Annotated in this window: 20 protein-coding genes; 9 read left to right on the top strand and 11 right to left on the bottom strand. The window is 71.2% G+C overall.

The window, feature by feature from the left end; translation table 11 throughout:
* Nucleotides 1–338 precede the first annotated feature (338 nt).
* Nucleotides 339–1,139 (top strand): GNAT family N-acetyltransferase, encoded by an 801-nt coding sequence (locus ACFV3R_RS11040; protein WP_385579077.1) that lies wholly within the window; start codon nt 339–341, stop codon nt 1,137–1,139.
* A 72-nt stretch (nt 1,140–1,211) separates the two neighbouring features.
* Here ACFV3R_RS11040 and ACFV3R_RS11035 read toward each other — a convergent pair whose 3' ends face one another.
* The 3 genes from ACFV3R_RS11035 to ACFV3R_RS11025 form a co-directional block, all read right to left on the bottom strand.
* Nucleotides 1,212–2,618 carry a hypothetical protein gene (locus ACFV3R_RS11035; RefSeq protein WP_385579074.1) on the bottom strand — a complete coding sequence of 469 codons (1,407 nt, stop codon included), beginning with the start codon at nt 2,616–2,618 and terminating at the stop codon, nt 1,212–1,214.
* Nucleotides 2,619–2,633: 15 nt separating this feature from the next.
* The gene (locus tag ACFV3R_RS11030; protein ID WP_385579071.1) at nt 2,634–3,083 is read right to left on the bottom strand and encodes a hypothetical protein; all 450 of its coding nucleotides are present in this window, start codon (nt 3,081–3,083) and stop codon (nt 2,634–2,636) included.
* A gap of 230 nt (nt 3,084–3,313) precedes the next feature.
* Nucleotides 3,314–4,120 (bottom strand): hypothetical protein, encoded by an 807-nt coding sequence (locus ACFV3R_RS11025; RefSeq protein WP_385579068.1) that lies wholly within the window; start codon nt 4,118–4,120, stop codon nt 3,314–3,316.
* 469 nt (nt 4,121–4,589) lie between these two features.
* On the opposite strand from ACFV3R_RS11025, the gene ACFV3R_RS11020 reads away from it, so the two are divergent.
* Nucleotides 4,590–5,234, top strand: coding sequence for a hypothetical protein (locus ACFV3R_RS11020; protein ID WP_385579065.1), 645 nt, complete (start codon nt 4,590–4,592; stop codon nt 5,232–5,234).
* Nucleotides 5,235–5,322: 88 nt separating this feature from the next.
* On the opposite strand, the gene ACFV3R_RS11015 is transcribed toward ACFV3R_RS11020, so the two are convergent.
* Genes ACFV3R_RS11015 through ACFV3R_RS11000 form a run of 4 tightly spaced genes read right to left on the bottom strand, consistent with a single transcriptional unit; the run spans nt 5,323 to nt 10,852 of the window.
* Complete coding sequence (locus ACFV3R_RS11015) at nt 5,323–5,490, bottom strand: hypothetical protein (RefSeq protein ID WP_385579062.1); 168 nt, start codon at nt 5,488–5,490, stop codon at nt 5,323–5,325.
* Between the two features lie 38 nt (nt 5,491–5,528).
* A complete protein-coding gene (locus tag ACFV3R_RS11010) occupies nt 5,529–5,831 on the bottom strand; it encodes a hypothetical protein (protein ID WP_385579060.1) in 303 nt (100 codons plus the stop codon).
* A 48-nt stretch (nt 5,832–5,879) separates the two neighbouring features.
* Nucleotides 5,880–7,070 carry a hypothetical protein gene (locus tag ACFV3R_RS11005; RefSeq protein ID WP_385579058.1) on the bottom strand — a complete coding sequence of 397 codons (1,191 nt, stop codon included), beginning with the start codon at nt 7,068–7,070 and terminating at the stop codon, nt 5,880–5,882.
* A gap of 23 nt (nt 7,071–7,093) precedes the next feature.
* Nucleotides 7,094–10,852 (bottom strand): SNF2-related protein, encoded by a 3,759-nt coding sequence (locus ACFV3R_RS11000; protein WP_385579056.1) that lies wholly within the window; start codon nt 10,850–10,852, stop codon nt 7,094–7,096.
* A 385-nt stretch (nt 10,853–11,237) separates the two neighbouring features.
* On the opposite strand from ACFV3R_RS11000, the gene ACFV3R_RS10995 reads away from it, so the two are divergent.
* The 4 genes from ACFV3R_RS10995 (at nt 11,238) to ACFV3R_RS10980 (ending at nt 13,381) form a co-directional block, all read left to right on the top strand.
* The gene (locus ACFV3R_RS10995; RefSeq protein ID WP_385579053.1) at nt 11,238–11,627 is read left to right on the top strand and encodes a hypothetical protein; all 390 of its coding nucleotides are present in this window, start codon (nt 11,238–11,240) and stop codon (nt 11,625–11,627) included.
* Nucleotides 11,628–11,724: 97 nt separating this feature from the next.
* Nucleotides 11,725–12,357, top strand: coding sequence for a GNAT family N-acetyltransferase (locus tag ACFV3R_RS10990; protein WP_385579050.1), 633 nt, complete (start codon nt 11,725–11,727; stop codon nt 12,355–12,357).
* 109 nt (nt 12,358–12,466) lie between these two features.
* Nucleotides 12,467–12,655 carry a hypothetical protein gene (locus tag ACFV3R_RS10985; RefSeq protein WP_385579047.1) on the top strand — a complete coding sequence of 63 codons (189 nt, stop codon included), beginning with the start codon at nt 12,467–12,469 and terminating at the stop codon, nt 12,653–12,655.
* 93 nt (nt 12,656–12,748) lie between these two features.
* Nucleotides 12,749–13,381 (top strand): hypothetical protein, encoded by a 633-nt coding sequence (locus tag ACFV3R_RS10980; protein ID WP_385579044.1) that lies wholly within the window; start codon nt 12,749–12,751, stop codon nt 13,379–13,381.
* Between the two features lie 190 nt (nt 13,382–13,571).
* Here the strand turns inward: ACFV3R_RS10980 and ACFV3R_RS10975 are convergent, their stop codons facing one another.
* Complete coding sequence (locus ACFV3R_RS10975) at nt 13,572–15,644, bottom strand: hypothetical protein (RefSeq protein ID WP_385579040.1); 2,073 nt, start codon at nt 15,642–15,644, stop codon at nt 13,572–13,574.
* 249 nt (nt 15,645–15,893) lie between these two features.
* Here ACFV3R_RS10975 and ACFV3R_RS10970 point away from each other — a divergent pair, with 249 nt between their 5' ends.
* Entirely contained in the window at nt 15,894–16,628 is a 735-nt protein-coding gene (locus ACFV3R_RS10970; protein ID WP_385579037.1) for a hypothetical protein, read from the top strand.
* A 47-nt stretch (nt 16,629–16,675) separates the two neighbouring features.
* Here ACFV3R_RS10970 and ACFV3R_RS10965 read toward each other — a convergent pair whose 3' ends face one another.
* From ACFV3R_RS10965 to hemC, 3 genes are all read right to left on the bottom strand, one after another.
* Nucleotides 16,676–17,110, bottom strand: coding sequence for an NUDIX domain-containing protein (locus ACFV3R_RS10965; RefSeq protein ID WP_385579035.1), 435 nt, complete (start codon nt 17,108–17,110; stop codon nt 16,676–16,678).
* Nucleotides 17,111–17,178: 68 nt separating this feature from the next.
* Nucleotides 17,179–18,714: a protein kinase gene (locus tag ACFV3R_RS10960; protein WP_385579031.1), complete on the bottom strand. Its 1,536-nt coding sequence runs from the start codon at nt 18,712–18,714 to the stop codon at nt 17,179–17,181.
* A gap of 195 nt (nt 18,715–18,909) precedes the next feature.
* Nucleotides 18,910–19,836, bottom strand: a complete 927-nt coding sequence (hemC, locus tag ACFV3R_RS10955; RefSeq protein WP_385579028.1) for a hydroxymethylbilane synthase — start codon at nt 19,834–19,836, stop codon at nt 18,910–18,912.
* Nucleotides 19,837–19,958: 122 nt separating this feature from the next.
* Here hemC and ACFV3R_RS10950 point away from each other — a divergent pair, with 122 nt between their 5' ends.
* Nucleotides 19,959–20,459, top strand: a complete 501-nt coding sequence (locus tag ACFV3R_RS10950; RefSeq protein ID WP_385579025.1) for a hypothetical protein — start codon at nt 19,959–19,961, stop codon at nt 20,457–20,459.
* Nucleotides 20,460–20,555: 96 nt separating this feature from the next.
* Nucleotides 20,556–20,975: a hypothetical protein gene (locus ACFV3R_RS10945; protein WP_385579022.1), complete on the top strand. Its 420-nt coding sequence runs from the start codon at nt 20,556–20,558 to the stop codon at nt 20,973–20,975.
* Nucleotides 20,976–21,362 lie beyond the last annotated feature (387 nt).

The following is a 21,362-nucleotide window of genomic DNA, read 5'->3' as shown; positions in this document are numbered from 1 at the left end:
ACCGCTGCGTCACCTCCCAGCGGCAGCTGGATTCACCAGAGCCCGGAGGTGGGTCCGGGCAAGGCACGCGTCACGGTGAAATGCGTCCGCCAGATCGTACCCGAACGTCTCTCGGCACAGGTCGGTGTTCGCCGGCTTCGTCCTGGACGACGGTGGTGTGCCCAGCATCGGCCCACGCACGCCCCCGCCCCCACCGGGCGATTCTGCAGCGCGCCCGAGTCGGGCAGCGGACAGCCCTCGTTGGGCGGGGCGCCCGTCGGGACAACGACAGGAACCCGGCCGGACGGTGTTCTGTCGCACGGACCCGGTGTGGTGTCGGCACCTGGCAGGCTGGCCCCATGATTTCCGTCGACGTCGCCCTGGGGAGCGTGTGGCCGGCCGAGCTGCGCACCGACCGTCTCCACCTGCGACCGGTCACCGTCGAGGACGCCTCCCTCGTACGCGAACTGCTGACCGACACCAAGGTCCGCGCTTACCTCGGCGGCCCGGCTTCGGAGGAGCGCGTCGCCGCGCGGCAGACCGCATACCCGGCGACAGCAGGAACCTGGACCGTCGTCCGGGTGGCCGACAGTCACGCGGTCGGTCTGGTCGCCATCGGCCCCGACCACAGATGCGAAGGCGCCGCCGAGGTCTCCTACCAGCTGCTCCCGGACGCCTGGGGCAGGGGCCTGGGACGGGAAGCAGTGGCTGCGGCCGTCAGGTGGTGGACAGAGGCCGTGCCCGCGGGTGGCCCCATGGTCGCGGTCACCCAGACGGCGAACGCTGCATCGCGGCGCTTGCTGGAGTCGATCGGCATGAGGCTCGTCGACCAGTTCGAGGAGCACGGTGAGCAGCAGTGCCTGTACACGCCCGCCGGTGACCAGGAGGACACCGATCTGCGCTGGGCGCGCCTGGTCGCCGAGCGCGTCGACGCCGTCGAACGACGGCGTGGTGCGCAGGCACGCGCGACCGCGATGGGCCAGGAGCTGCCGGATGACCTGACGGCACTGTCTCCCAGTGAAATGGCCCGGCTGTGTTCTGACCGGCACGGTGCCTATGGCCGGATCTGCGCACGCACCGCTGGCCACGTGCCGGAACTTCACCTGGGCCGGGCCTCTGACGGCGCGTGGATCGCATGGTTGACGAACCGCGAGGCGTAACTGCTGGACGACCGCGGCGAATTCAGGGAACGGGTGCCGGTCTTCAGCTTGCGTTGCCGTTCCTCGACATGGTCAGGTGCCGTCGGCCGGCGTACGGGTCAGGCGTGCGTCGACCGCGTACACCGGTGTCTGGCCGGGGCGGTCGGGGAGGTGTTCGTTGATCCAGGTTCCGCGGACCCGGGTACGGCGGCGGGTGAAGGTGACGCCCTCGACGGCGTCCGGCCCGTAGACCGGTCCGGAGGGCCGGCCGTGGTCGTCGAGCAGGTGGACGCGGGTGTTGCGGGTCCAGTGAGCGCGCCGCCAGTCGCGGTACTGAGCGGGCGCCCTGGTCGACTCGCTCGGCGGGGTGGGGGCGGCCTCGGCGACATCGTGGGGCGGCGCGGTGAAGGAGAGCACCCGCACGCCGAGGAGCGCGCCTGCCCGGGCCTGCGGGGTGCGGGCGGCCTGCTCGAACTGCTGCCGACGGCGCTCCGCCGCCGGCAGCTGGTTCTTCTTGTTCTTGCCCTTGGCCCGGGCCTGGCCCGGGATCCGTGGCGGTGTGTCCCAGCCCTCCAGCGCGTTCAAGCCGGCGTAGTTGCGCAGCACGCGGGCAGCCGGCCCCGGGTTGGTGTCGAGCCGGTGGACGGGGTGCATCGCCCACGCGTACCGACCGTCGTGCATGCGGTTGGCGATGATCAGCCAGCCGATGAGCGGGTTGAACAGCAGAGCCTGGTCGGTTCCGTCGTCCGGGAGGGCCAGGACGACACCGCCCATCACGAGCGGGCTGCCGTCGAAGAGCGTGTCGTGGACGGTGGCGAAGCGGGCGGCGGCGTGGGCGTGGAGAGCCTCGTCGTCGGCGATGACGGCTGGCAGCGGGACGCCGTCGTGGAAGACCATGACAGCCTCGGCCGTCAGCCGCAGCTGCGCCTCGGGCTCCGGCGGCAGACCGGTGGCGGCGTCGAACGCTTCGGAGGCAGGGACGAAGTGCGGCGTGGCGGTGTAGGCCGCGAGCATCGCCTGCAGGTCGAGGAACCGCTCGACCTCGGGCTCCCGGCCGGGCGGCAGCGGTTTACTGTCGGCGGTGGCCGGGTTCGTGCTCCTGAAACGGATGCTGGCGGCGTCGCCCGGCTCCAGTCCGTGCCCGCTTGTGACCTGTTCCTCACGCCGGGCGGTGTCCTCGTAGAGCACGTCACCGGACAGCTTCTCCCGCAGCGCCCAGGGGATGAGTTGGACCAGGTCCGTGGTGCGCCCGCCCTTCGCGCACAGCGAACGGCGCGGTGTCCCGCCGCGCCAGCTCAGGTCCTGCCCAGGGGCCAGCCACTTGGTCACTTCGGCGTTGTGCAGCAGCCGCTCCCAGATCCGGGAGAACTCCTCCTGGCAGCGCTCCTCTTCTTGGCGCGTGAGCCGGGTGGCCTCGGCCAGGGCGGCGCCGTGCATGAGGCGGGCGTACGCCTCACTCGCCGGGTTTCCGGGCGTCATGGTGCTGAACGTCGCGGGCACCGTGCGGTCCTCTCTTCAACGGCCGAGCCAGTGCCGCTCGACGACCGGGTCGCCTCCTAGATAGCGGTGCCACAGCACGGGGCCGACGCCCGCCCAGGCGGGGATCCCGGGCGGGGGCAGCGGAGGGCGGCCGGCTCGCACGGCGTCGCTGGCCAGCAGACGCGCGAAGTTCGCTCGGTGCTCCTCGCTGCCCCGGTAGCCCTGTTCGACGTCGGCGAGGACCTGCCGCAGGGGATAGGAACGCACCTCGATCCGGCCGCGGTGGGTCGTGCGTGCGCGCTGTTGGAGGATCTCGATCCAGGACCAGGCGTCCAGCCCGCGCGCGAGCGCGATCCGGTCGATGTGGTCGGCCAGGGGCCCGCCGCCGTCCGTCCACGCCGCGTACAGGCGCACCGAGCCGTCGGGCTGGGGGACGTCGGTCCGCACCAGGACCTCCGGGCCCTCCGCGCTGAGCGCGTCTTCCACAACGGCGCGCTCGACTGGGCGGCGGTCCCCAGTAAGCACAGGCCCGGACGGCACGGTGGCGGGCGGGACCGTGAGAACCGGCACGGACAACTCCACTTCACTGGCAGGCGGGATGACGAAACAGGCGCCGCACATGTTCAACGGCAGCTCAGGCGACAGGTCACGGCCCTCCTGCACGCACAGCACGTCGGCTCGACTGCCTGGGGCGATTCCGGCCGGCGCGCCGCTCTTCAGCGACGATGACGCCAGTACTGATGCGCTCTCAAGACTTCGTACCCCCACGCGGACCGCTGCTGCGTCGGGGTGTGCCCGGTGGACAGGCCGAGTTGCTCAGCGATCGCCGGGAAACGGGGATGCATCTGCCGGTCCCCGACGGTGACGAGGGCTGCGAGCAGCGGCTCGTCATCGCGGCGCTCCTCATCGACCAGCCACAGAACAACACTCTCGTCGTCGCGATGTAGACGGGGCAGGCCCGGAAGGCGCTTTCGAATCGTAGGCCAGGTGGTCGTGGCACCGGCCTGTGCGACCTGCTCCAGATGAGACCGCAGCTGAGTGGCGATCTCCCACAGCGCCCCGGATTCCAGCAGCGCCGGCTCCGGCCCCGGCGCGGACCGCCGGGAGACGACGGGCGCAGGGCCGGTCCGCGTTGCTGGCGGCCGTCGCGGACCAGGACACGACGGCGTTGACTGCTGCGGCACCTTGTCCGAAGACCACACCACTGCCGGGCGCACCGGCGCCGGCTCGGCCACCGGACGCGGTCGGCGCACCGTACGCGGCTCCTGCTCCGACACCGGCTGAGTCGACCGATCCGCGGCCTGCCGGCGCTCTTCTTCCTGCCAGCGACGAGACGAGAGGATCTCCTTGTACTCCGCCAGCCGAGCGCGCTGCTGCCGCGTCTCGCTCGGCGGCGCCTGCGCGGCCTGCTGCCAGGCCAGGGCATAGAGGTCAGCTGCCCGGGCCACGGCGAGCTTGTCGACCGCCCTCCCCAGCTCCGTCAGGGTGTGGTTCAAGTCGCGCCGAATCGTGGCGATTTCCATGGCGGACCGCACCGGACGCCCTGTAGTACGGCGCCGGAAATCGGTCTGCCAAGACGATCCGCCACTGAGCCGTACGCGCCCGCTGGACAACTATCGTTCCCTCCCCCGGTGGACCCCAACAGCCGTTTGACGCAGCGACGTTGCGATGCAATAGATTCCCGCAACCGCACCCGCCCAAGCGCACCATCCGCATGCCTGCCGTTCGATACTGCGCGCTCGTCACACGCGGCTTCAAGCAGGCGCCGCCAGGAGGTCACCACTGGTCGGCGTTGTAGCAGTGCCCGCCGCGCTAAAGTGTGCGCGGCGGTGCCCGCGCGGCGCCGCGCTTCCCCCTTTGCGGGATGGCACGCCCACGGCATCGGTGGGCCGGGCCCGGCACGGCTGCCGGGGTGAGGATCTCAACGCGCTCAAGCCCCCTGCCGACGGCAGCGGGGCTGCAGTTGACGCCTACCCACCGGGGAGCCACGGCATGAACAAGACCTTCACCAAACGGCTCGCGGACGGCCGGACCGCGCATGTCGTCCCCTTCATCACTGCCTTCGGGGACGTCTCCTATGACGCCGTCGACAGTGACGGCCGGAAGATCGTCAGCGGCTGGCTACAGGAGGCCGCGGAGCGCGGCGTCTCACCGGAGCGGCGCCCGGACGGCTGCACCCACCTGATCGGAGGCTGCCCACCACTGTGGTTCACCGGTGAGGAGGCTGCAGCATTGGCCGCCCTCGGCGAAGAGGCGAAAGCGGCCTTCGATGCCTCCGAGCAGGGACGCCAGCTCGCGGCCTGGCGGCACCAGCTCGAGGTCGACCGGAAAACAGCCGCCGCCCGGACGTCGATCCTGCGCTCCAGTGAGGGAGAGGCCTTGGTGCGGCAGCGTGAGGGACTCAAGGCGGCCGTGCAAGCCCGGCTCGACGCCGATGAAGACCAGCGAGCTCGCGCCCACGACGACGAGGGCGGGGACCCTGGGTCGTACTACCGCGTCCAGCAGCCGCAGAACGACGCCGCCTACGAAGAAGCCCTCGCGGCGCTGGAGGCATTCGATGCCGCCCATCCGGAGATCGCTGCGGCGCTGCGCGAGGAGCGGGAAGCCTCCCTGCAGCGCTTCCTGGACACCGATTGACCGCCGCCCGGTTCGGGGGCGGGACGCGTCGGCGGCGGGGTGCACGCCTCGCCTCGCCGCGGGGGCTGGTTAGTTGCCGGGCGGCGGTTCAGGTTTCGGGAGTGTCGTAGGGCCCGGGCTGGTCGGCCGGCGGGGCGAGGCGCTCTACCAGGACGAGCAGTACCAGCACGGCGACGGCCCCGAGGAGGATGGCAGACCATCCGATGGTCCACGACGTGCTGGTGGTACGGATCACGGTGGGTGTGAGCACCGCCATGACGGCGACCGTGCCGCAGGGAAGGATCCACGGCCGCCTCATGGCCGGGCCTCCAGCACCGCGTGGTCGAACTGGTGCCCGTCGTGGGTGTGGTTACCCGGGTGATGAGGATGGTCCCGCCACTGAGCGGCCATGCCCATAAGCTCCTGGAGAAGCCGTTCGGCTGTGCCGCTGTCGTGGGCACGTACGGCTGTGGCGAAGTCCTTTTCCAGTTCGTGGGCGGCGGTCCAATCGTCCACGTATGCATCGCGGCCGTGCGGGTATTGCTCGCGCCTCCGGTCCTCGAGACGGTCCACGATGAACTGGTAGACGCGTACGCCGGTCTGTGCATCCAGGGGCATGCGGTGGGTCTTTCGGAGTCGGGACGACCTGGTTGGCTGTCTGTCGGGCTATCGCCTGAGCGGTCGTGCGGCGCGGGCGCGCCGCGCTGCGCGGTATGCCTCGGCGGGATCGTCGCAGGCTCCGGGTGCGGGACGCCACTCGCCGGTGCGCCAGTGTGTGAAGGGGTACCACCGGCCGTCGGGGCCGGGGCGGATCTGTACTCCGGCGGTCGTGTCGGTGAGTGTGTCGCTGTCGATGTCGATCGTCCCGAGGCCCACAGCTCGGGAGGCGTAGACGGTCTCTCGTGCCCGTTCGAGGTCGTCCGTGGCGACCGGGGCGGCGGCGAGGGTGGCATGAGCGCCGGCCGGGCCGCCGTGACGGTATCCGATCATCATCGTCCGCAGGGCGGCCTCGGTGTGTCCGGTCGTCTCCGCGACATGGGGCAGTCGTCTGACACCGTCGGGGGTGGCCAGGATGCGCACGGTGTCAGCGAGTGCGTCGTGGGGCTGTTCCGCGGTGCCGGTGAGCAGGGCGCGGGCGCGGTCGGCGGCGTCCTTCGTCATCCATTCCAGGTCGTGTGCCGAGGGGCAGGGTGCGGGCGGGTCGTCCAGGCTGGCGGTGAGCGGGTCCACGGCATCCAACTCGGGATCGGGAGCCGGTGGGCGGGGGCGGCGGTGGGCTGCCAGGGCGAAGAGCTGGTCGGCGCGTACGGTTCCGTCCGTGCTTGGGGGGAGGGGGCCGGGTCCGGTGTCGGCCACGCTGTCGCGCACGAGGGCGGCGAGTTCTCGGGCGGTCATGCCGCGGGCGGCCAGCAGCAGCGACGCGGCGGTGGCGAGGCGTTCGGCCACGGCGTGGCCGAGGGCGGCGCTGTGGTCACAGACCCTACCGGTGTGGCCGGTGGGGCAGGAGCAGGAGAAGGTGATCTCCTCGGGGCGCGGGACGATGGCCATGCCGCCGGCGAGTCCGGGGTCGGCGACGGCGGCGGGGACACGATTGGCGATGAGGTCGGCGACGGCCTGGGGGATCTGTGTGAGCCGGCCGACCAGGATCTCCCACTGAGCTGTGGTGAGCTCGGGCAGCAGCAGCGCGGCCTTGTGGGTGGCCTTCTTCGCTGCGACGGCGGCAGCGAGTCGGCCGGGGGCGGCGTAGATCTGGCCGACCGCGCCTTGGCGGTGAAGGTTGAGCCCCTTGTTGTAGGAGCCGGATCCGTCGACGGCCAGGTGGAAGTGCTGCTTCCAGGCGGCGACGAGGGGTGCCATGCTGCGGGAGCTTGCGGAGCCGGTCATCGGGTCCCCAGGGTGACGAGAGCGGCGAGCTCGGTGTCGTCGAGGTCGGCGAGGGCGCCTTCGCCGGCGGTGAGGACGGCGTCGGTCAACGCGCGTTTGCGGGCCAGGAGTTCGGCGATGTGGTCTTCCACCGTGCCTTCGGTGATCAGGTGGTGGACCTGGACGGTGCGGCGCTGGCCGATGCGGTGGGCGCGGTCGGTGGCCTGGTCCTCGACGGCCGGGTTCCAGGGGCGGTCGTAGTGGACCACGTGCTCGGCTCGGGTCAGGTTGAGTCCGGTGCCGGCGGCCTTGACGGACAGGATGAACAGCGGGGCGGGGTCGGGGTCGTTCTGGAAGGCGTCGACGAGGTCCTGGCGCCGGGTGGGTGGGGTGCCGCCGTGGAGGAAGTAGGCGGAGCGCCCGCGGGCGTGCAGGTGGTGCTCGAGGATGCGGCCCATCTGGACGTAGCCGGTGAAGATCAGGGCTGCCTCGCCGCGGTCGGCCAGCGTGGGCAGGAGCTCGTCCAGGGCGGACAGCTTGCCCGAGCGACGGGCGAGGTCGCCCGGATCGGCGCCGTCGAGAGGCTCTTTGAGGTAAAGGGTCGGGGTGTTGCAGATCTGGCGCAGGGCCTGCAGAAGCTGGAGGACCAGTCCGCGGCGCTCGATGCCGGTGCTGGCGGCGATCTTGTCCAGGGTGGCGCGGACGGTTGCCTCGTACAGTCCGGTCTGCTCGTCGGTGAGGGCGACGATGCGGTGGTGGTGCACCTTGCCGGGCAGCTCGGGGACGATGCCCGGGTCGGACTTGCGCCGGCGCAGCATGAACGGCCCGATGAGCCGGGTCAGTCGTGCGGCAGCCGGTGAGGCGGGGTCCTTCTCGACGGCGGCGTAGCGCGCGCGGAAAGCGGTGCGGGTACCGAAGAGGTGGGGGTTGGTCCAGTCGAGGATCGCCCACAGTTCGGTGAGGTTGTTCTCCGCGGGTGTTCCGGTGACCGCCAGCCGGGCGTGGGCGGGCAGTTCGCGCAGGGCCTTGGCGGTGGCGGCGGCGGGGTTCTTGATGTGCTGGGCTTCGTCGGCGACGACCAGGCCCCACTTCACGGCGGCCAGCGCGGAGGTATCGCGGCGGGCTGTGCCGTAGGTGGTGATGACGATGGTGTGATGGTCGAGGCGGTCGGTGGCGAGAGTGCGGTCGGCTCCGTGGTAGCGCACGACGGTCGTGTCGGGGGCGAAGCGGGTGATCTCCCTGTGCCAGTTGGTCACCAGGGACGCCGGGCACACGACGAGGGTCGGTCCGGGTGCGGTGGTCTCAGCGCGGTGCAGGTGCAAGGCGATGGTCGTCAGTGTCTTGCCGAGGCCCATGTCGTCGGCCAGGAGCGCGCCGAAGCCGAGGCCGAGGGTGTGTGTCAGCCAGGACAGGGCGCGTTCCTGGTAGTGGCGCAGCGTCGCCTTCAGGCCGGCAGGAGGAGCGACCGGCTGGGGTGTTTCCGTGGCCTGGCGGAGTGCGTCGACGAGTGCGGCGAGGGCGCCGGCAGGTTGGGCGTCGAGGGTTTCGCCGTTGAGGGTCAGGGTGCCGGACAGGGCGGCCGTGAGGGCGTCGAGGGATGGCAGGGGTGGCAGGGCCCGGGCGCGGGCGCGCCGTTGGGTGTCGGGGTCGATCAGTAGCCAGCGGCCGCGGAGCTGGATCAGTGGCCAGGCGGCCTCGGCGAGGGTGGTCATCTCGTCGTCGGTGAGCGGGTCGCCGTCGAGGTTGATGTGCCAGCGGCAGTCCACCAGCCGCTCAAGGGCGAGAAGGCCGCTGCCGGGTTGCGGCGCCTCCAGATCGTCGTGGGTACCGAGGACGGCCGTGGCGGACAGGGCGCCGGTCAGGTGGGCGGGCCAGGACAGGGTGATGCCGAGTTCTTCGAGCGGGGCCGCGGCGCCGCGGTGGAGTTCGGCCAGGTCCTTCGCGCTCAAGGTGATGCCGTTGGGGAGGTCCTGCGTGGCGAGGGCTTCGAGCGGGGGACAGACGCGGGCGGCGCGGCGCAGTGCGCGGCGTACGCCGGGCAGGAGCGCCGGTGTGAGATCGGGGTGAGGGGACTGGCCGTTCCAGACGCTGATCGCGGAGACGCTGCCGTCCGCGTTGTCGGCATCGGCGGCCAGGTGCAGGGTGGCCGGCGCGAGGGGGGCGCCGGTGGCGGTGTCGGGCTGTTTGATGCGCACGATCAGGCCGGGCGTGGGGTGCGGGTCGACGGAGTCCTCGATCGCGTCCGCCCACTTCCACAGCTGCGGCTGGGGGCCCGAGTCCGGGTGGGCGGGTCCGCTGTAGGGGCCGGGGCCGAGAACGGTGGCGGCGCCGGGAGTGCGCAGCATGGTTTCGGCAACGGCGTCGAGCAGGCTCCACACGGCCGCCTCGGGGGCGCCGACGCGCAGCGGTGTGGTGCCGGCGAGGAGGCAGTGGCCTTCGGGGGCCAGCTGGGCGGCGGCCGCGGTGACGGCGTCGCGCAGCGTTTCGGTGACCGGTCCCACGCGCCAGCAGTCCTCACCGGAGGCGGTCAGGGCGGGGTGGACGCGTTGCTGGGCCACGCAGTGCAGGGCGAGGCGCAGGGCGTGGCGCCAGCTGGTCACCGAGGCGTGCTCGCCCTCGCTTGGGGTGAGCAGGATCGGCAGGGTGAGACCGAGCGGGGCGGCGAGGCCGGTCGTTGTGGCGCGGCGCGGCATGATGCCGCCGGGCTCGGCCAGGACGAGGTCGCGGGTGAGGGCCTGAAGGGGCGGGGCCGGCTTCTCGGCCTCGGCGAGGGGGGCTCCGTCGGGCCGGTAGAAGAGCCAGGCGGTGCGGGCGGGGTGGCGGGAGGGGAGCAGAGTCAGGGCCGTCCCCTCGGCGAGGAGCTGTTGCAGGACGCCTTGGGCGGCAAACAGCTCGCCCGCTGTAGCAGGCGGAGCGGGTGGCGCCTCCTTCGTTCGGGGCAGTCCGGTCGCCGAGACGATCGCCTCTGGCAGGGCTGGAACGACCGAGGGCTCGGGGGCGCAGGACGCGGGGGGTGGAGCGAGGTCGGCGGCGAGGGATTGCTGTAGAAGGTCAAGAAGTCGTTCGGCGGCGGCAGTTCGCGCGCCTTGCTTACTCGTCCCCTCCCCTGTCGCCTCAAGCGGTTGGCCGCGGTGGAGCGCGGTGACCGTTGCGGTGAAGGACGAGTCAGCCCCGGTGACGCGGAACACCGGCTTCGTGCAGTGCCCGGCCTGGGCGAACTCGTTGATGACCGAGATGGGACTACGGCCCAGGGCAGGCTCCACGGCGGCTGCCGGAGCCTGGAACAGCACTTCGGGACCGGAGCCGTCTGGCCACGGCGCGGCGGTCTCCGTGAGCGGGTCGGGCAGATCGGCGAGCGCGGCGATGAGCGTCGTCATGGCCTGCTGCCGCGCGCCCTTGCGGGTGCGGGAGCGCTGGGCGCTGCCGGTGACGGTCTGCTGGTCGATGGTGAGCGTGGCCTGCGCGAGGAAGTTGAGCGGATGCCCGGTGTCGTGGCCTTCACGGACCGTCGCCGAGGGCAGCCGCAGCACCTGGGCGTGCATGGAGATGATGCTGGGGGCCAGGGCCGGGCTGGCACCCACGGCCGCAAGTGCCGCCCGGCGCACTGCGGACCACGGGTCCGTGTCGGAGGTTTCCATCAGCAGCATCCGCAGGTCCGGAACGTCCAGTCGGCCGCGCGCGAGTCGGCGGCCGGCCTCGGCTGCCACTGCGCCGGCGGACGGGAAAGCGCCCGAGATTGCCTGTTGCAGGACGCGGCGGAAGGCCTCGGCGCTCATCGCGCCCAACGGTGTCCCGTGGGTGGACTCTGCGGAGCGGGAGGACGGGATTGCTGCTTGTCCGGGCGTGCGGGCGGCCGCTGCGGGCGTGAGGACGGGCTGCAGGCGGTCGATGGACAAAGAGCACTCCCCCCAGTAGCCGGCTGCCGTTGAGACCGCCTCCATTGTGACCTGCGGGGGCGCCAGCCTGGCGCCGGGACACAGATTCTTCTCCGCTATGGCTGAGGGCTCCCCCCGACCCGTGCGTTGCATCTTCGTGTTTCACCATGTATCTTAGTTATATCGCGCCGGGCAGTTCGGCGCTCTCCCTTCTTCTGCTGTGGCCACAGCTCATACATCCGGTCACCGGCCGCCGCTTCGGCGCCCGCAGCTTCCGAGGACTGCCATGCACCCGTACCCGATGCTGTTCCGCTTCACCGCGAGCGGTCCCACGCCTCAAAGGGCCTTCGCGGCCTACGCCGCGAAGGACAGCGAGCAGCCCGCCGACCCGTTCGCTCCCCGCGCTGACCTGACGAAGGTCACGGCCGTCACCGTCGTCGGCGACCGGGCGCCGCTGCGCGCCGTCGAGGCGGGCTACTTCAACGCCTCCTACGACCCGGCCGTCGGCGCCGACGGCGCGCCGCTGAGTGAGGACGACGCCGAGTGGCTGGCCGACCGTCTCATCGAGGAGGACGCGCCGTGCGTCCGCCCCGGCACCGCCGGAGCGCTGCTGCTGGCCGACGCTCCTGAGCCGAGCTGGCTCTTCTTCGGCTGGAGCGTCCGGGCCGCCGACTAGCCCGCGCACCGCTCCTCCTCTCCCTCTCCGTCTTCTCCACCGGCCGGATTCCCGCGCTCATCCGGCCGCGATGCGCAAAGGACTCACCGTGCACGTCTTGTCCTCTCCCGTCGCCGATACCGATATCCGGATCCGCACCGCGACGTCTGCTGACGGCGACACCGTCGTCGAGCTGGCCTCGCTGGTTGATCTTCACGTGCCTTCCGAGGCGGTGCCTGCCGCCCTCGCGCCGATGCGGTTCGCTCTGACCGCGACCGACGACGGCCCGCTGTCCCACCGGGAGAATCACTTTCTGATCGCCGAGGACCGCGAGGGCTGTCCGGTGGGAGCCATCGTCTGCGGACCGCCGAACTGGATCGCCAAACCGGGTCGCGCCCCCGGCTTGGTACGGCGTCGCCTCGTGCGCCGTCTGTCGACCGTCCACGCGCTGGCCGTGCGACCCGACCACCGGGGGCTGGGCATCGGCCGGGCGCTCCTTCAGCAGGCCGAAGAGACTTTCCAGGAGGCTGGATACGCGGCGCTGACGCTGCGCCACGAGCACGAGTTGACCCGGTTCTACCAGCGGCTCGGCTACACCAGCTCCAGCCGACTGTCGCTGGCGCTACCCACGGGCGAACTGCTCACGCTCGTGGACCGGGGCTGGAAGCACGCCTTCAAGGTCCTCTCCCCCTCCGTCTCGACCACCACCGTGCAGGGCCTGCCCACCCTCACCGGCGTTCTGCCCGACTGACCGGCCTCCCGGGCCGCGCCGGGACGTTCCGGCCCGGGGGACACCGTTCCGGGGCGCCCGCCGAGCTCCGGCGGGCGCCCTACCTGTCTCCCGACCCAAGGAGGTCGTCGTGGCGCGCATGCTCGCCAAGTCCACCCGGTGGTACGCCGGGCACGAGTGCCGCTTCGCCGGGCGCGGCTGCACCTGCTACCTCTTCCACGGCGCGGTGACCCACCGCCGCCAGCACGGCAAGCTGCGTGCTCTGCAGCGCCGTCGGGCGCGCGCAGCCGAGGCCCGCGCCTGGAAGACCGGCGCCTGATGAGGCCCGCCGGCCCGCACCAGGACGGGGCGGCTCCGCCAGACGCCGGCGTTCTGGTCGTGCCCGCCGCCAGGACAGCCATGATCCACCCGCTTGGAAGGACTGCAGATGCCCTGTTCACCGACTCAACGCCACGCCCACCGGCTCTTCGAGCAGCTCCCGTCGCTGCCGGAGGACATGCACGGAAACGACGGCCGGGAGCGAGCACGGCACGCCTTCGTCGTCCGCACCCTGAACAGGCTTCGCACCGGCGGCGCGGTCACCGGCGACCGTGCGGAGGACTGGCGGCGGGTGGCGCGACAACTCGGGATGCTGTGGCAGATGGGGCGCGACAGGGACTACCGACTGACGGTGGCCGGGCTGCAACTGATCGCGCTGGAGGCGGAGCCCCTTGAGCCGGCTCCTGCAGGGCCGGTTCGCGGCGCGGGCCCGCACGGCGGGGATCTGATCTTCGCCTGGCATGCCGCGGAGGGCGATTGGATCTCGGTTCCCGGGAAGGTGGCGGGACCGTTGGTGGAGACGTCGATGGGAATGCCGGACCTGGAAGGGGTGGCCGGGACCGTGCTCCTGATCGACCAGCGCCATCGGTTTCGCCCGGGCGGGCCGCCGGATGCCGACGTGCTGATCGACGCGGCAGAGCGCATCGAGCGTCTAGATGCAGAGGTGGAGCGAGCGCGGGCGAGTCAGCAGTGGGAGAGGGATTGCCGGGAGCAGCGCGGCCGCTGAAGCTCCAGCCAGCCCTGCTGGACGCAGGGCTCTCGGCCGGTCCCGGCTCGGTCCTGTCGCTGGGCAGGACCGAGCGGCACCACGGCGTACGCGTGACACCTGACGCGCCGCCTTGTGCGGGGTAACGGCCCGGTCGGGCATCGGACGTCACCGGCGTTCGGCGCGCTGTGGCGTCGTGCTCGATGCGGGTTCACGACGGCTGGTCGAGGTGGTGCTCGTACCAGGCGGTCAGCTGGTCGGGGTCTTGCGGGATGGACCTGACCAGACGCAGCAGCGGTTCGCGGACCGGGCGAACGTCCTGGCAAGCCAGGGCGGCCAGGTCGGTGGTGCGCAGGGCGGCGACGCCGGCGAGGTGCCGCTCTTCGAAGGTCCGTACTCCGGGGAGGCTGTCGGCGGCGGTGAGGTAGCGGGTGACGAAGGGGTCGAGGGCTGTCCGGTGTGCGGCCAGGTGGCGGAGGTAGGGGGTGCTGTCGACGGAGGCGGTGTTGGCCTCTTCTTCGTGGTGGGGGGAGGGCAGGGCGAACCAGTCGCTGACGTGGGCGGTGAGGGAGCCGAGGTAGTCGTAGGGGTCGCCGGGGGCGGTGGAGTCGGTCTGCCAGTGTCCGTCGGTGGCCCCCTGGGAGGAGTCGGCGCGGTGGCGCAGCTGGCCGAGGATGCTGGCAAGGGCGGTGAAGCCGAGGACGTAGTCGGCTCCGGCGATAACGCTGCGGATCGTGGGGTCGGACGGGACGGGGGCGGGCAGCACGAGGCGCTGCTTGCGGTGTTCGCGCTGGAAGGGCAGGCAGACGGAGGCTTCGATCGCGGCGTGCTCGGCGAGCAGGACGGCGGCGGGCTGCGAGGGGGCGGCCTCGCGTTCCCATTCAACGGAGTCGCCCTCGTGGACGAGTTCGGTCAGGCCGAGGTCTTCGAGGCGTACGCGGTAGACGCCGGTGCTGCTGGCGGTGAGTTCCACGATCCCCTTGCGGCCGGGCAGTGGCTGGGTCGAGCGGAGCGTGGTGAGCAGTGATTCCTGGCTCCAGGAGGGGCGGGTGCGGGGGCGGGTGGCCGCGGCGAGGGCCCAGTCGAGGAGGTGGACGAGTTCGTCCTGGCCAGCACTGATCAGACGGGCGTTGTCCGGTGCTCCGCCGAGCGCGCGGTCACCGATGCGGATGAGGTCCGCGTCGGGCAGAGCGGTGACCTCTTCGGCGCCGGGCGGGATGCACGGATCGGCTCCGTGGACGGAGCCCTCCGGGTAGGTGCGGCAGCTGCCGGCCCAGCCGCCCGCGTCGTACAGGCCGGCGTGTGCAGGGTCGGCGAGGATCCGGGCGGCGACGGCCAGGGCGTGCTCGGCGGCCTGTACGAGGACGGGGTCGGGACGGTTGCCCGCCAGGTGGCACAGGGCGAGGGCGGCTCGCCCGTCGGTGAGATGGGGCGGGACGGTGGCGGGTTCGACGGTGGTGACGAGGTCGAGGACGGCGGTGTACGGGTCGGCCGGGCCCTGGGCCGGAATCCGGCCGGTGGGCCACAGGGCCAGGGGCAGGGAGCGAGAGGCCCACAGCGGCAGGACCGTGGGGGTGGCCTCGCACGCCTCGATGAGGTGGAGATCGCCGAGGTATCGGGTCGTGAACAGGTGGACGTGGCCGTTGCGGGCGAGCGCGTCGACCAGGCGGATGCGGCGCAGGGTGGCGGAGAGATGATCGGCGATGTGGGCCAGCTCCGCCGCCTGGGCGGCGGAGCGGTCGGCCTCGTCCACGACCGTGGGGATCCCGTACGGCATCAGGCCAGCGAGGTTGTCGGTGCGCGCGGCGAGCGCCGCGCGCCAAGTGATCTCGTCGGTCCCGTCCAGCACGAGCGTCATCCCGGGCAGCATCAGGGCGGTGCCCTCGCGGTGTGGTGCCCAGCGCAGTCCCGCCACGCCCTGGCCGTCCGGCCGGTAGGCGAGAGCGTCGATCCAGCGGGGCAGCTGGGAGGGGGCGATGCGCACGACCAGCTCCTCCTCGCGAGGGGTGAGGCTGCGGATGCCGAAGGGGCCGCCGACCAGCGTGGCGCGGTGCCGGCCGTAGGCGTGCATGAGGGCGTGGAAGATGCGGGCCTCGCCGCGGGCCTGCCCGGCGGTTGCGGTGGGGATCAGCCGCGCGCGGTCGGCGAGGTGGTCCAGTTCGGCGGCCGCGGTCTCGTCGGTCTCGCCGGTGGCCATCTGGCGCAGCGCGGTCGGGTCGAGGGCCGCGTCAGTGCGAAGGCCCCACTGTTGGCGGGGGGTGTAGGGCGTCAGGGTGAGGTTCACGTGCTGCTCCCGAGGTGGTGTGCGCTTTCGTCTGCTACAGGTGCGGAGGCGGCGCACGGTGTGACAGCGGGGGTGCACGAGTTTTCGACGGGTGTGGGCGGAGTGCTGCAGACGGCGGCTGACCTGTGACGGCGACGTTCGATCGGTCGTCATCAACTCGCACGACGAGTTCTTGCTGCTCCCGCACATTCGGGTGGCTGTTCGGCAAGGGCCCGCGGGTGGAGGCGCCCGCGGCGGATACTCGCGACCATGACGATGAGTGTGGGCCTGGATCCGAAAACGCAGAAGGCGGCCCTGGAGGGTGTGATGCCGTGGCTGGCGCCGGCCGGCGTGGCAGCGGAAGCACTGGCGAAGCTGGACCGGCCGCTGATGGCCTGGATGCAGGACCCTGAGTTCCACATGTTCGATTCGGCGGCGCACTACGCCGAGTACGAGGACGAGCCGGGCGGCCTGTCCAAGCTGGAGCGGAAGATCGCACAGCTTCCGCCTCGCCCGGAGTGGGCCATGGAGCGGGTCTGGACACCGGACGAAGAGACCGATGAGAAGTACGACGCCGCGTACGAGAAGGGATGCGTGACGATCGCGGGCCGCCGGCTGCACCCGCGCGATCTCGATGCCTACACCACCATCGCCTACGAGCTGGCCGACCTGGCAGACCAGGACGACGAGTTCGACCCCAACGATGTGGAGAGCCCGGCCAATCTCGTCCGCGGCGACCTGGAGGCCGGACTCGCCTGGGCTGCCGCCGGGGTCTGCGTGCTGCAGCAGTCGCTTCCCTACCCCTTCAAGGATGTGCTGCCCTACGGAGAGGTGGACAACCGGCCCGCCCACCGCGCGGTGTACGCCTACGCGAATCTGCTGCAGCTCAAGCACCCTCGCAAGGCGGCGGCATGGTTCACGGCGATGGTTTACCTCAATCCCATGGACAACATGGGCGCCCGCTTCCAGGCTCCGGGAGGGCCATCCGGCGATCTGCCGTTCTGACGAGACACGTCGGCTGCATCCTGCGGTGGGCCATGACGGGACGGGGATCAGTCGTAAAGGCGTCCCAGCAAAGCACCCTGGCCGGACTGGAGAACGTGGGCGGCCTCGAGCGGGATCCAGAAGCACTCGAACCGGGTGGGCTCCTGCTCACCGTCGTGCTCCTCCTGACTGGCCCACCGCTCGGGTGTGGGCTCGGCCAGCTCCAGGTGGAAGACGTGGCGGTGCTGGACCTCGAACCGGTACGGGCTGATGTCGTACTCGGTCTCACCGAGCTTCCGCACGATCTTGAAGTTCTTCAGGCCGGTCTCTTCGCCCGCCTCCCGCAGTGCTGCAGCCTCCGCGGTCTCGCCCGCGCGGATGGTGCCGGCCGGGACCTGGATGCCGACCTCCTCGTAGCTGTAGTCGGTGTGCCGGAAGACCAGCAGCTTGCCCTCGCGTACGACGTAGCACAGCACCTTGTCCTTGGTGACCTTCGCAGGCACGGGAACTACCCCTCTTGATGTCGTTGGAGCTGGAGACGATCGAATCGATCAAGCGGTCCGAGCGCCCTTCATGCCCGGCTAACGGCGGTCTTGGCATTGACGGCACAGCGGGCTGCGGCGGTCGTGTCGATGCTCGGCTCCAGCTGCGCCATCTGGTGTGCGAGCTCAGAGGTTCTACGGGACGTGACCAGCGCGGTGATCAGTGCCGTGGCCGGCCAGAGCACGAGGCCGACGGCCAGCATCGCGGGCGTCGAGAAGCCCGCGTGGTCGGCGGCGAGCAGCAGGGCAGCCGTGTGAAGGGCCCCGGCGCTCGAGGCGAGTTCGGCTGAGCGGGTGGGACGGTTCAGCACGTGCTGGACCGCACGGCTCACGGTGATGGTGCAGGCCACGAGGACGGGGCCGCCCAGGAAGGCGATGGTCACCGCAGCCCACCACATGCTCGGCTGTGCGACCAGGAGCCCGACGGAGAGTCCGAGAGCGATCAGGAGCATGGTGAACAGGCCGACGGTGCTGATCCGCAGTTCTCCCGGTCGGGCCGGCTGCGGCGCATCGAGGAGGTGCAGGGCGCTCAGGAGCAGGCCGGCGAGCGTGCCGAGGGCGGCCGGCCACGGGGACGGCATCGGGGTGGTCCAGGCGAGTTCGCTGGTGATCGCGGCGCCGGTCACCGCGCCGGCCCACCACCCGGTGACGCGCGGCGCGCTGCTGCTGCGGGGCGCCGCGTCCACGACGGTGGGGACCGGCGGGTGGGGCCGGGCGATGGTCGGCGCGCTGGCATCGGCGACCAGGGCGGCGTGCAGACGGGCGAGCCGCGCCAGGACCTGGGCGGCGGTCGGGCGGCGGCCAGGGTCCTTGTCCAAGAGCTCCAGGACCAGGTGCTCGAGCTCGCGGGGCAGGCCGGGGCGCAGGGTGGACAGGGGGGCGGGAGCGGCGTGGACGTGCTGGTGGAGGACGTTCCAGCCGGTTCCGTCGAAGGGGGTGGTGCCGGTGAGGAGTTCGTGGAGCAGGCAGCCCAGTGAGTACATGTCGCTGGGCGCGCCCAGGGTCTTGTCGCCGCGGGCCTGTTCGGGCGACATGTAGGCGGGGGTGCCGATGGCGGCGCCGGTGACGGTCAGGGTGTGCCGGCGGGTGTCGGGGAGGCGGGCGATGCCGAAGTCGCACAGCATCGCCGCGCCGTCCTGGTCGATCAGGACGTTGGACGGCTTGATGTCCCGGTGGACGATCCCGGCTTGGTGGGCGGCATCAAGGGCCTGGCTGATCTGATCGGCCCAGATCAGGACGTCCGCGACGGGGAGCGGCCCGGTGATCCGGGTGCTCAGGGCCTGACCGTCGACGAGGTCCATGGCGAGGAACAGGACGCGGCGGCCGTCGAGGTCGGCGGTGCCGTGGTCGCGCACGGCGACCACGTGCGGATGGGACAGGCGTGCAGCGACGCCGGCCTCCCGGCGGAAGGCGGCCTCACGTACGGGGTCGCCGTCCAGGGTGATGGTCTTGAGGGCGACTTCGTGGCCTTCGTGGAGGTCCTCGGTGCGCCACACCTCGCCCATGCCTCCGCTGCCGAGGGTGTCCACCACCCGGTAGCGGCCTGCCACTGTCGTGCCGCGCATTGTTCCTCCAGCCCTGCGTTCCGGCTCCACGCCCGGGCCCTGTGCCCGCGGCACTGCGGGCGCTCGCGCCGGCAGTGCCGCGGAGCATACGTAAACGCCTTGAGGAGGCCCCGGCCGTGCAGGCGCCGGCCGCCTGTGCGCTTCCGTGGTGGGCGATCCGGGCCGACGGCGTCCTGCCCCAGGACCCGGCCGCTCTCAGGTACGGCGGGATGCGGCGAGGACCTCGTTCGCGCCGCGGCTGATGAGGTCCTCGGCGACGGCGGCCCCCACGTCCTCCGGGACGCGTCCGGTCCGGTCGGAGTCGAGCACGTTGGAGCCGTCCGGGGCGTACACCCGGGCGGCGAGGCGGATATCGCCCCGCGCGTCGACGGTCGCATGCCCAGCGATGGGTGCATGGCAGTGCCCAGCGAGGGCGCGCAGCAGCGTGCGTTCCGCGGTCGCCGCCTGGGTGGCGGCTTCGTCGGTGAGCGGGGTCACGATCGCCAGGGTCGCCTGGTCGGCTTCCCGGGCCTGCATGGCCAGTTGGCCGGCGCCGAGGGCAGGCATCAGCCGGTGCATGTCCAGGATTTCCGTGGCCGCTGCCTCGCGGCCGATCCGGCGCAGGCCGGCTCGGGCGAGGATCACGGCGTCGACCACCTCGCCGTCTTCGGCCAAGGCGAGCCTGGTGTCGGCGTTCCCTCGTACGGGGACCAGGGCCAGGTGCGAGTGGGAGGCGGTCAGTTGGGCGATCCGGCGCGGCGCCGAGGTGCCGATGCGGGTGCCGGGCGGGAGATCGTCCAGCTTGTGCCCGTCGCGGTGGACGAGGACGTCGTGGACGTCGTCGCGTCGCGGGTACAGGCACACCATGCCGTCGGGTTCGGGCGCATCGCCGGGCATGTCCTTCGAGCAGTGCAGCGCGAGGTCCGCACGGCCGTCGAGGACCGCCCGCGTCACCGCGCTGGTGAACACGGCCTTGCCGCCGACCTCGGCCAGGGGGCCGGTCCAGCGGTCACCCGTCGTGGTGATCGGCACAAACTCCGGGGTGACGTCCGGGCGGGTCCGGGTGATCTCCCCCATCAGCCACGTGACCTGAGCGGTGGCCATGATCGAGGCCCTGCTCGCAATCCTGATGCGCTGCGTCATATTCGAGGACCCTAGGGCCGATGGCCGTGTGCTCATACCGACAGCGCGTCTGCTTGTCGGGGTGAGATTCTCGATGCGGGAGAATGCGGACGCCATCGACAGCACGAGAAACGGGGGGTCCGGTGAGCCGACGACCACGCAAGGCTGTGATGCTGGAGCCGGTGGTGAACGGGCTGCGGCCGACAATCAACGAGCTCGCCGAGGAGGAGGCCAACGGCTCGGACAGGTTCGCGCTCCAGTGCCCGAAGTGCGGGGAGGTCGGGCGGTATCGCTTCGCCCTGCTCGCGAGGCGGGCCTTCGAGGAACATGCCGACGAGGTCCACCCGATCGTGGCCAGTCCGCTGGACCAGATCCGCACCCTCGTCGACCTGGCCGAGTCCGTGCCAGGGACCTGGGAGTGCGAACTGGGCTCGGAGACCTACCGGGTGCACGAACACGGCCCCGGCCAATACGAACTCGAGGTGTCTAGTCGAGGTGTCGTGATCGACGCCGAGCTCGGCACGCTGGACGATGCCCGGATCGTCCTCGGAGGTCACGCCAGGGTGGTGAGTTCAGCCCTGGCGACCGCCGCCGCCGTTCAACTGCGCCACGGCGCTCCGGCTTGTGCTGTTCCCCTGGAGTGACGTCGTCAGGGCCCCCGTCGCAGGGGCACACGGGCGCCTGGCGCTCGAGGCCGGAACCAGACCTGGCCCGTTCTCCGCGCCCGTATGCTCCAGGTCATGACACAGGACGACATGCTCGCGGCAGTGGCCTATCTTGAGGCGGTTTGGGACAGCAAGCACGACGCCACCGCGGTCCTGGCCAGCCGCGACGAGGGGGAAAAGCCCATCCTGGACGTCGTGCTCGATCTGGCCGAGCACGTGGGCCAGCTCGGGACGCAACAGCGTCTGGGGATCCACGAGGGGCTCACCGCCGAGCAGATCGAAGCGGCGAAGAAGCGCATCGAGGAAGATCGCGAGACGCAGTTGTCCATCTTGCTGGTGGAAACGCTCCGCACCTGGTCTTTGACCGCGCGGGGTGAGGCCCGAGGCCAGCTGTGCCTGGCCGCTATCGGGTTCATGGCCACCATTTTCAAGGCCACCGACGATGAGGTTCCACAGATGCTTGCCATCCTCCGCAAGGGCGCTCTGGCCGGCTGACTGCCGCGCAGGGTGCTGGGCCATCGCGACAGTCCTGGCACTCAATGAGCAATTATGAAGCAACCCACACAGAGGCGAGTCAAACCACTGAGGACAAGACTTTCGCGAGCCTACGTTGCAGCCTCCTTGCGAGACTGACATGAGACTATCCTAAAGACTTACCCGAAGCCCTGACCTGCACAGATGCACCGAAGTGTCTTGTGAAACGTGATGGCTAATACCTCACAGAATGCCAGAATATCCACCGGCGTCAATGCCTCAATTGTGAATTCTCATTCGGGCCAGTGACTTACCTTTAGAGTCACCCCCGACCTTCCGCAGGCAGGCTGTGGAGTGAAGCCGCCGGACACTCAGGTGGAGGAGCCTCTGTAAAGCGGGGTCAATACC

It is taken from the genome of Streptomyces sp. NPDC059740 (assembly GCF_042733155.1).
Classification (GTDB): domain Bacteria; phylum Actinomycetota; class Actinomycetes; order Streptomycetales; family Streptomycetaceae; genus Streptomyces.
Note: the sequence above shows the minus strand (reverse complement) of the source record. Positions and strands in the feature narration are given on the sequence as shown.

Coding starts and splice junctions, on each gene's coding strand:
- ACFV3R_RS11005 (WP_385579058.1), bottom strand. CDS start 7,070: ATGGCACCCCTCGTCGCCGCCTGGAAGCAGCACTTCCACCTGGCCGTC.
- ACFV3R_RS10970 (WP_385579037.1), top strand. CDS start 15,894: ATGACGATGAGTGTGGGCCTGGATCCGAAAACGCAGAAGGCGGCCCTG.
- ACFV3R_RS10945 (WP_385579022.1), top strand. CDS start 20,556: ATGACACAGGACGACATGCTCGCGGCAGTGGCCTATCTTGAGGCGGTT.
- ACFV3R_RS11020 (WP_385579065.1), top strand. CDS start 4,590: ATGAACAAGACCTTCACCAAACGGCTCGCGGACGGCCGGACCGCGCAT.
- hemC (WP_385579028.1), bottom strand. CDS start 19,836: ATGACGCAGCGCATCAGGATTGCGAGCAGGGCCTCGATCATGGCCACC.
- ACFV3R_RS11015 (WP_385579062.1), bottom strand. CDS start 5,490: ATGGCGGTGCTCACACCCACCGTGATCCGTACCACCAGCACGTCGTGG.
- ACFV3R_RS11040 (WP_385579077.1), top strand. CDS start 339: ATGATTTCCGTCGACGTCGCCCTGGGGAGCGTGTGGCCGGCCGAGCTG.
- ACFV3R_RS10995 (WP_385579053.1), top strand. CDS start 11,238: ATGCACCCGTACCCGATGCTGTTCCGCTTCACCGCGAGCGGTCCCACG.
- ACFV3R_RS11025 (WP_385579068.1), bottom strand. CDS start 4,120: ATGGAAATCGCCACGATTCGGCGCGACTTGAACCACACCCTGACGGAG.
- ACFV3R_RS11010 (WP_385579060.1), bottom strand. CDS start 5,831: ATGCCCCTGGATGCACAGACCGGCGTACGCGTCTACCAGTTCATCGTG.
- ACFV3R_RS10960 (WP_385579031.1), bottom strand. CDS start 18,714: ATGCGCGGCACGACAGTGGCAGGCCGCTACCGGGTGGTGGACACCCTC.
- ACFV3R_RS11000 (WP_385579056.1), bottom strand. CDS start 10,852: ATGAGCGCCGAGGCCTTCCGCCGCGTCCTGCAACAGGCAATCTCGGGC.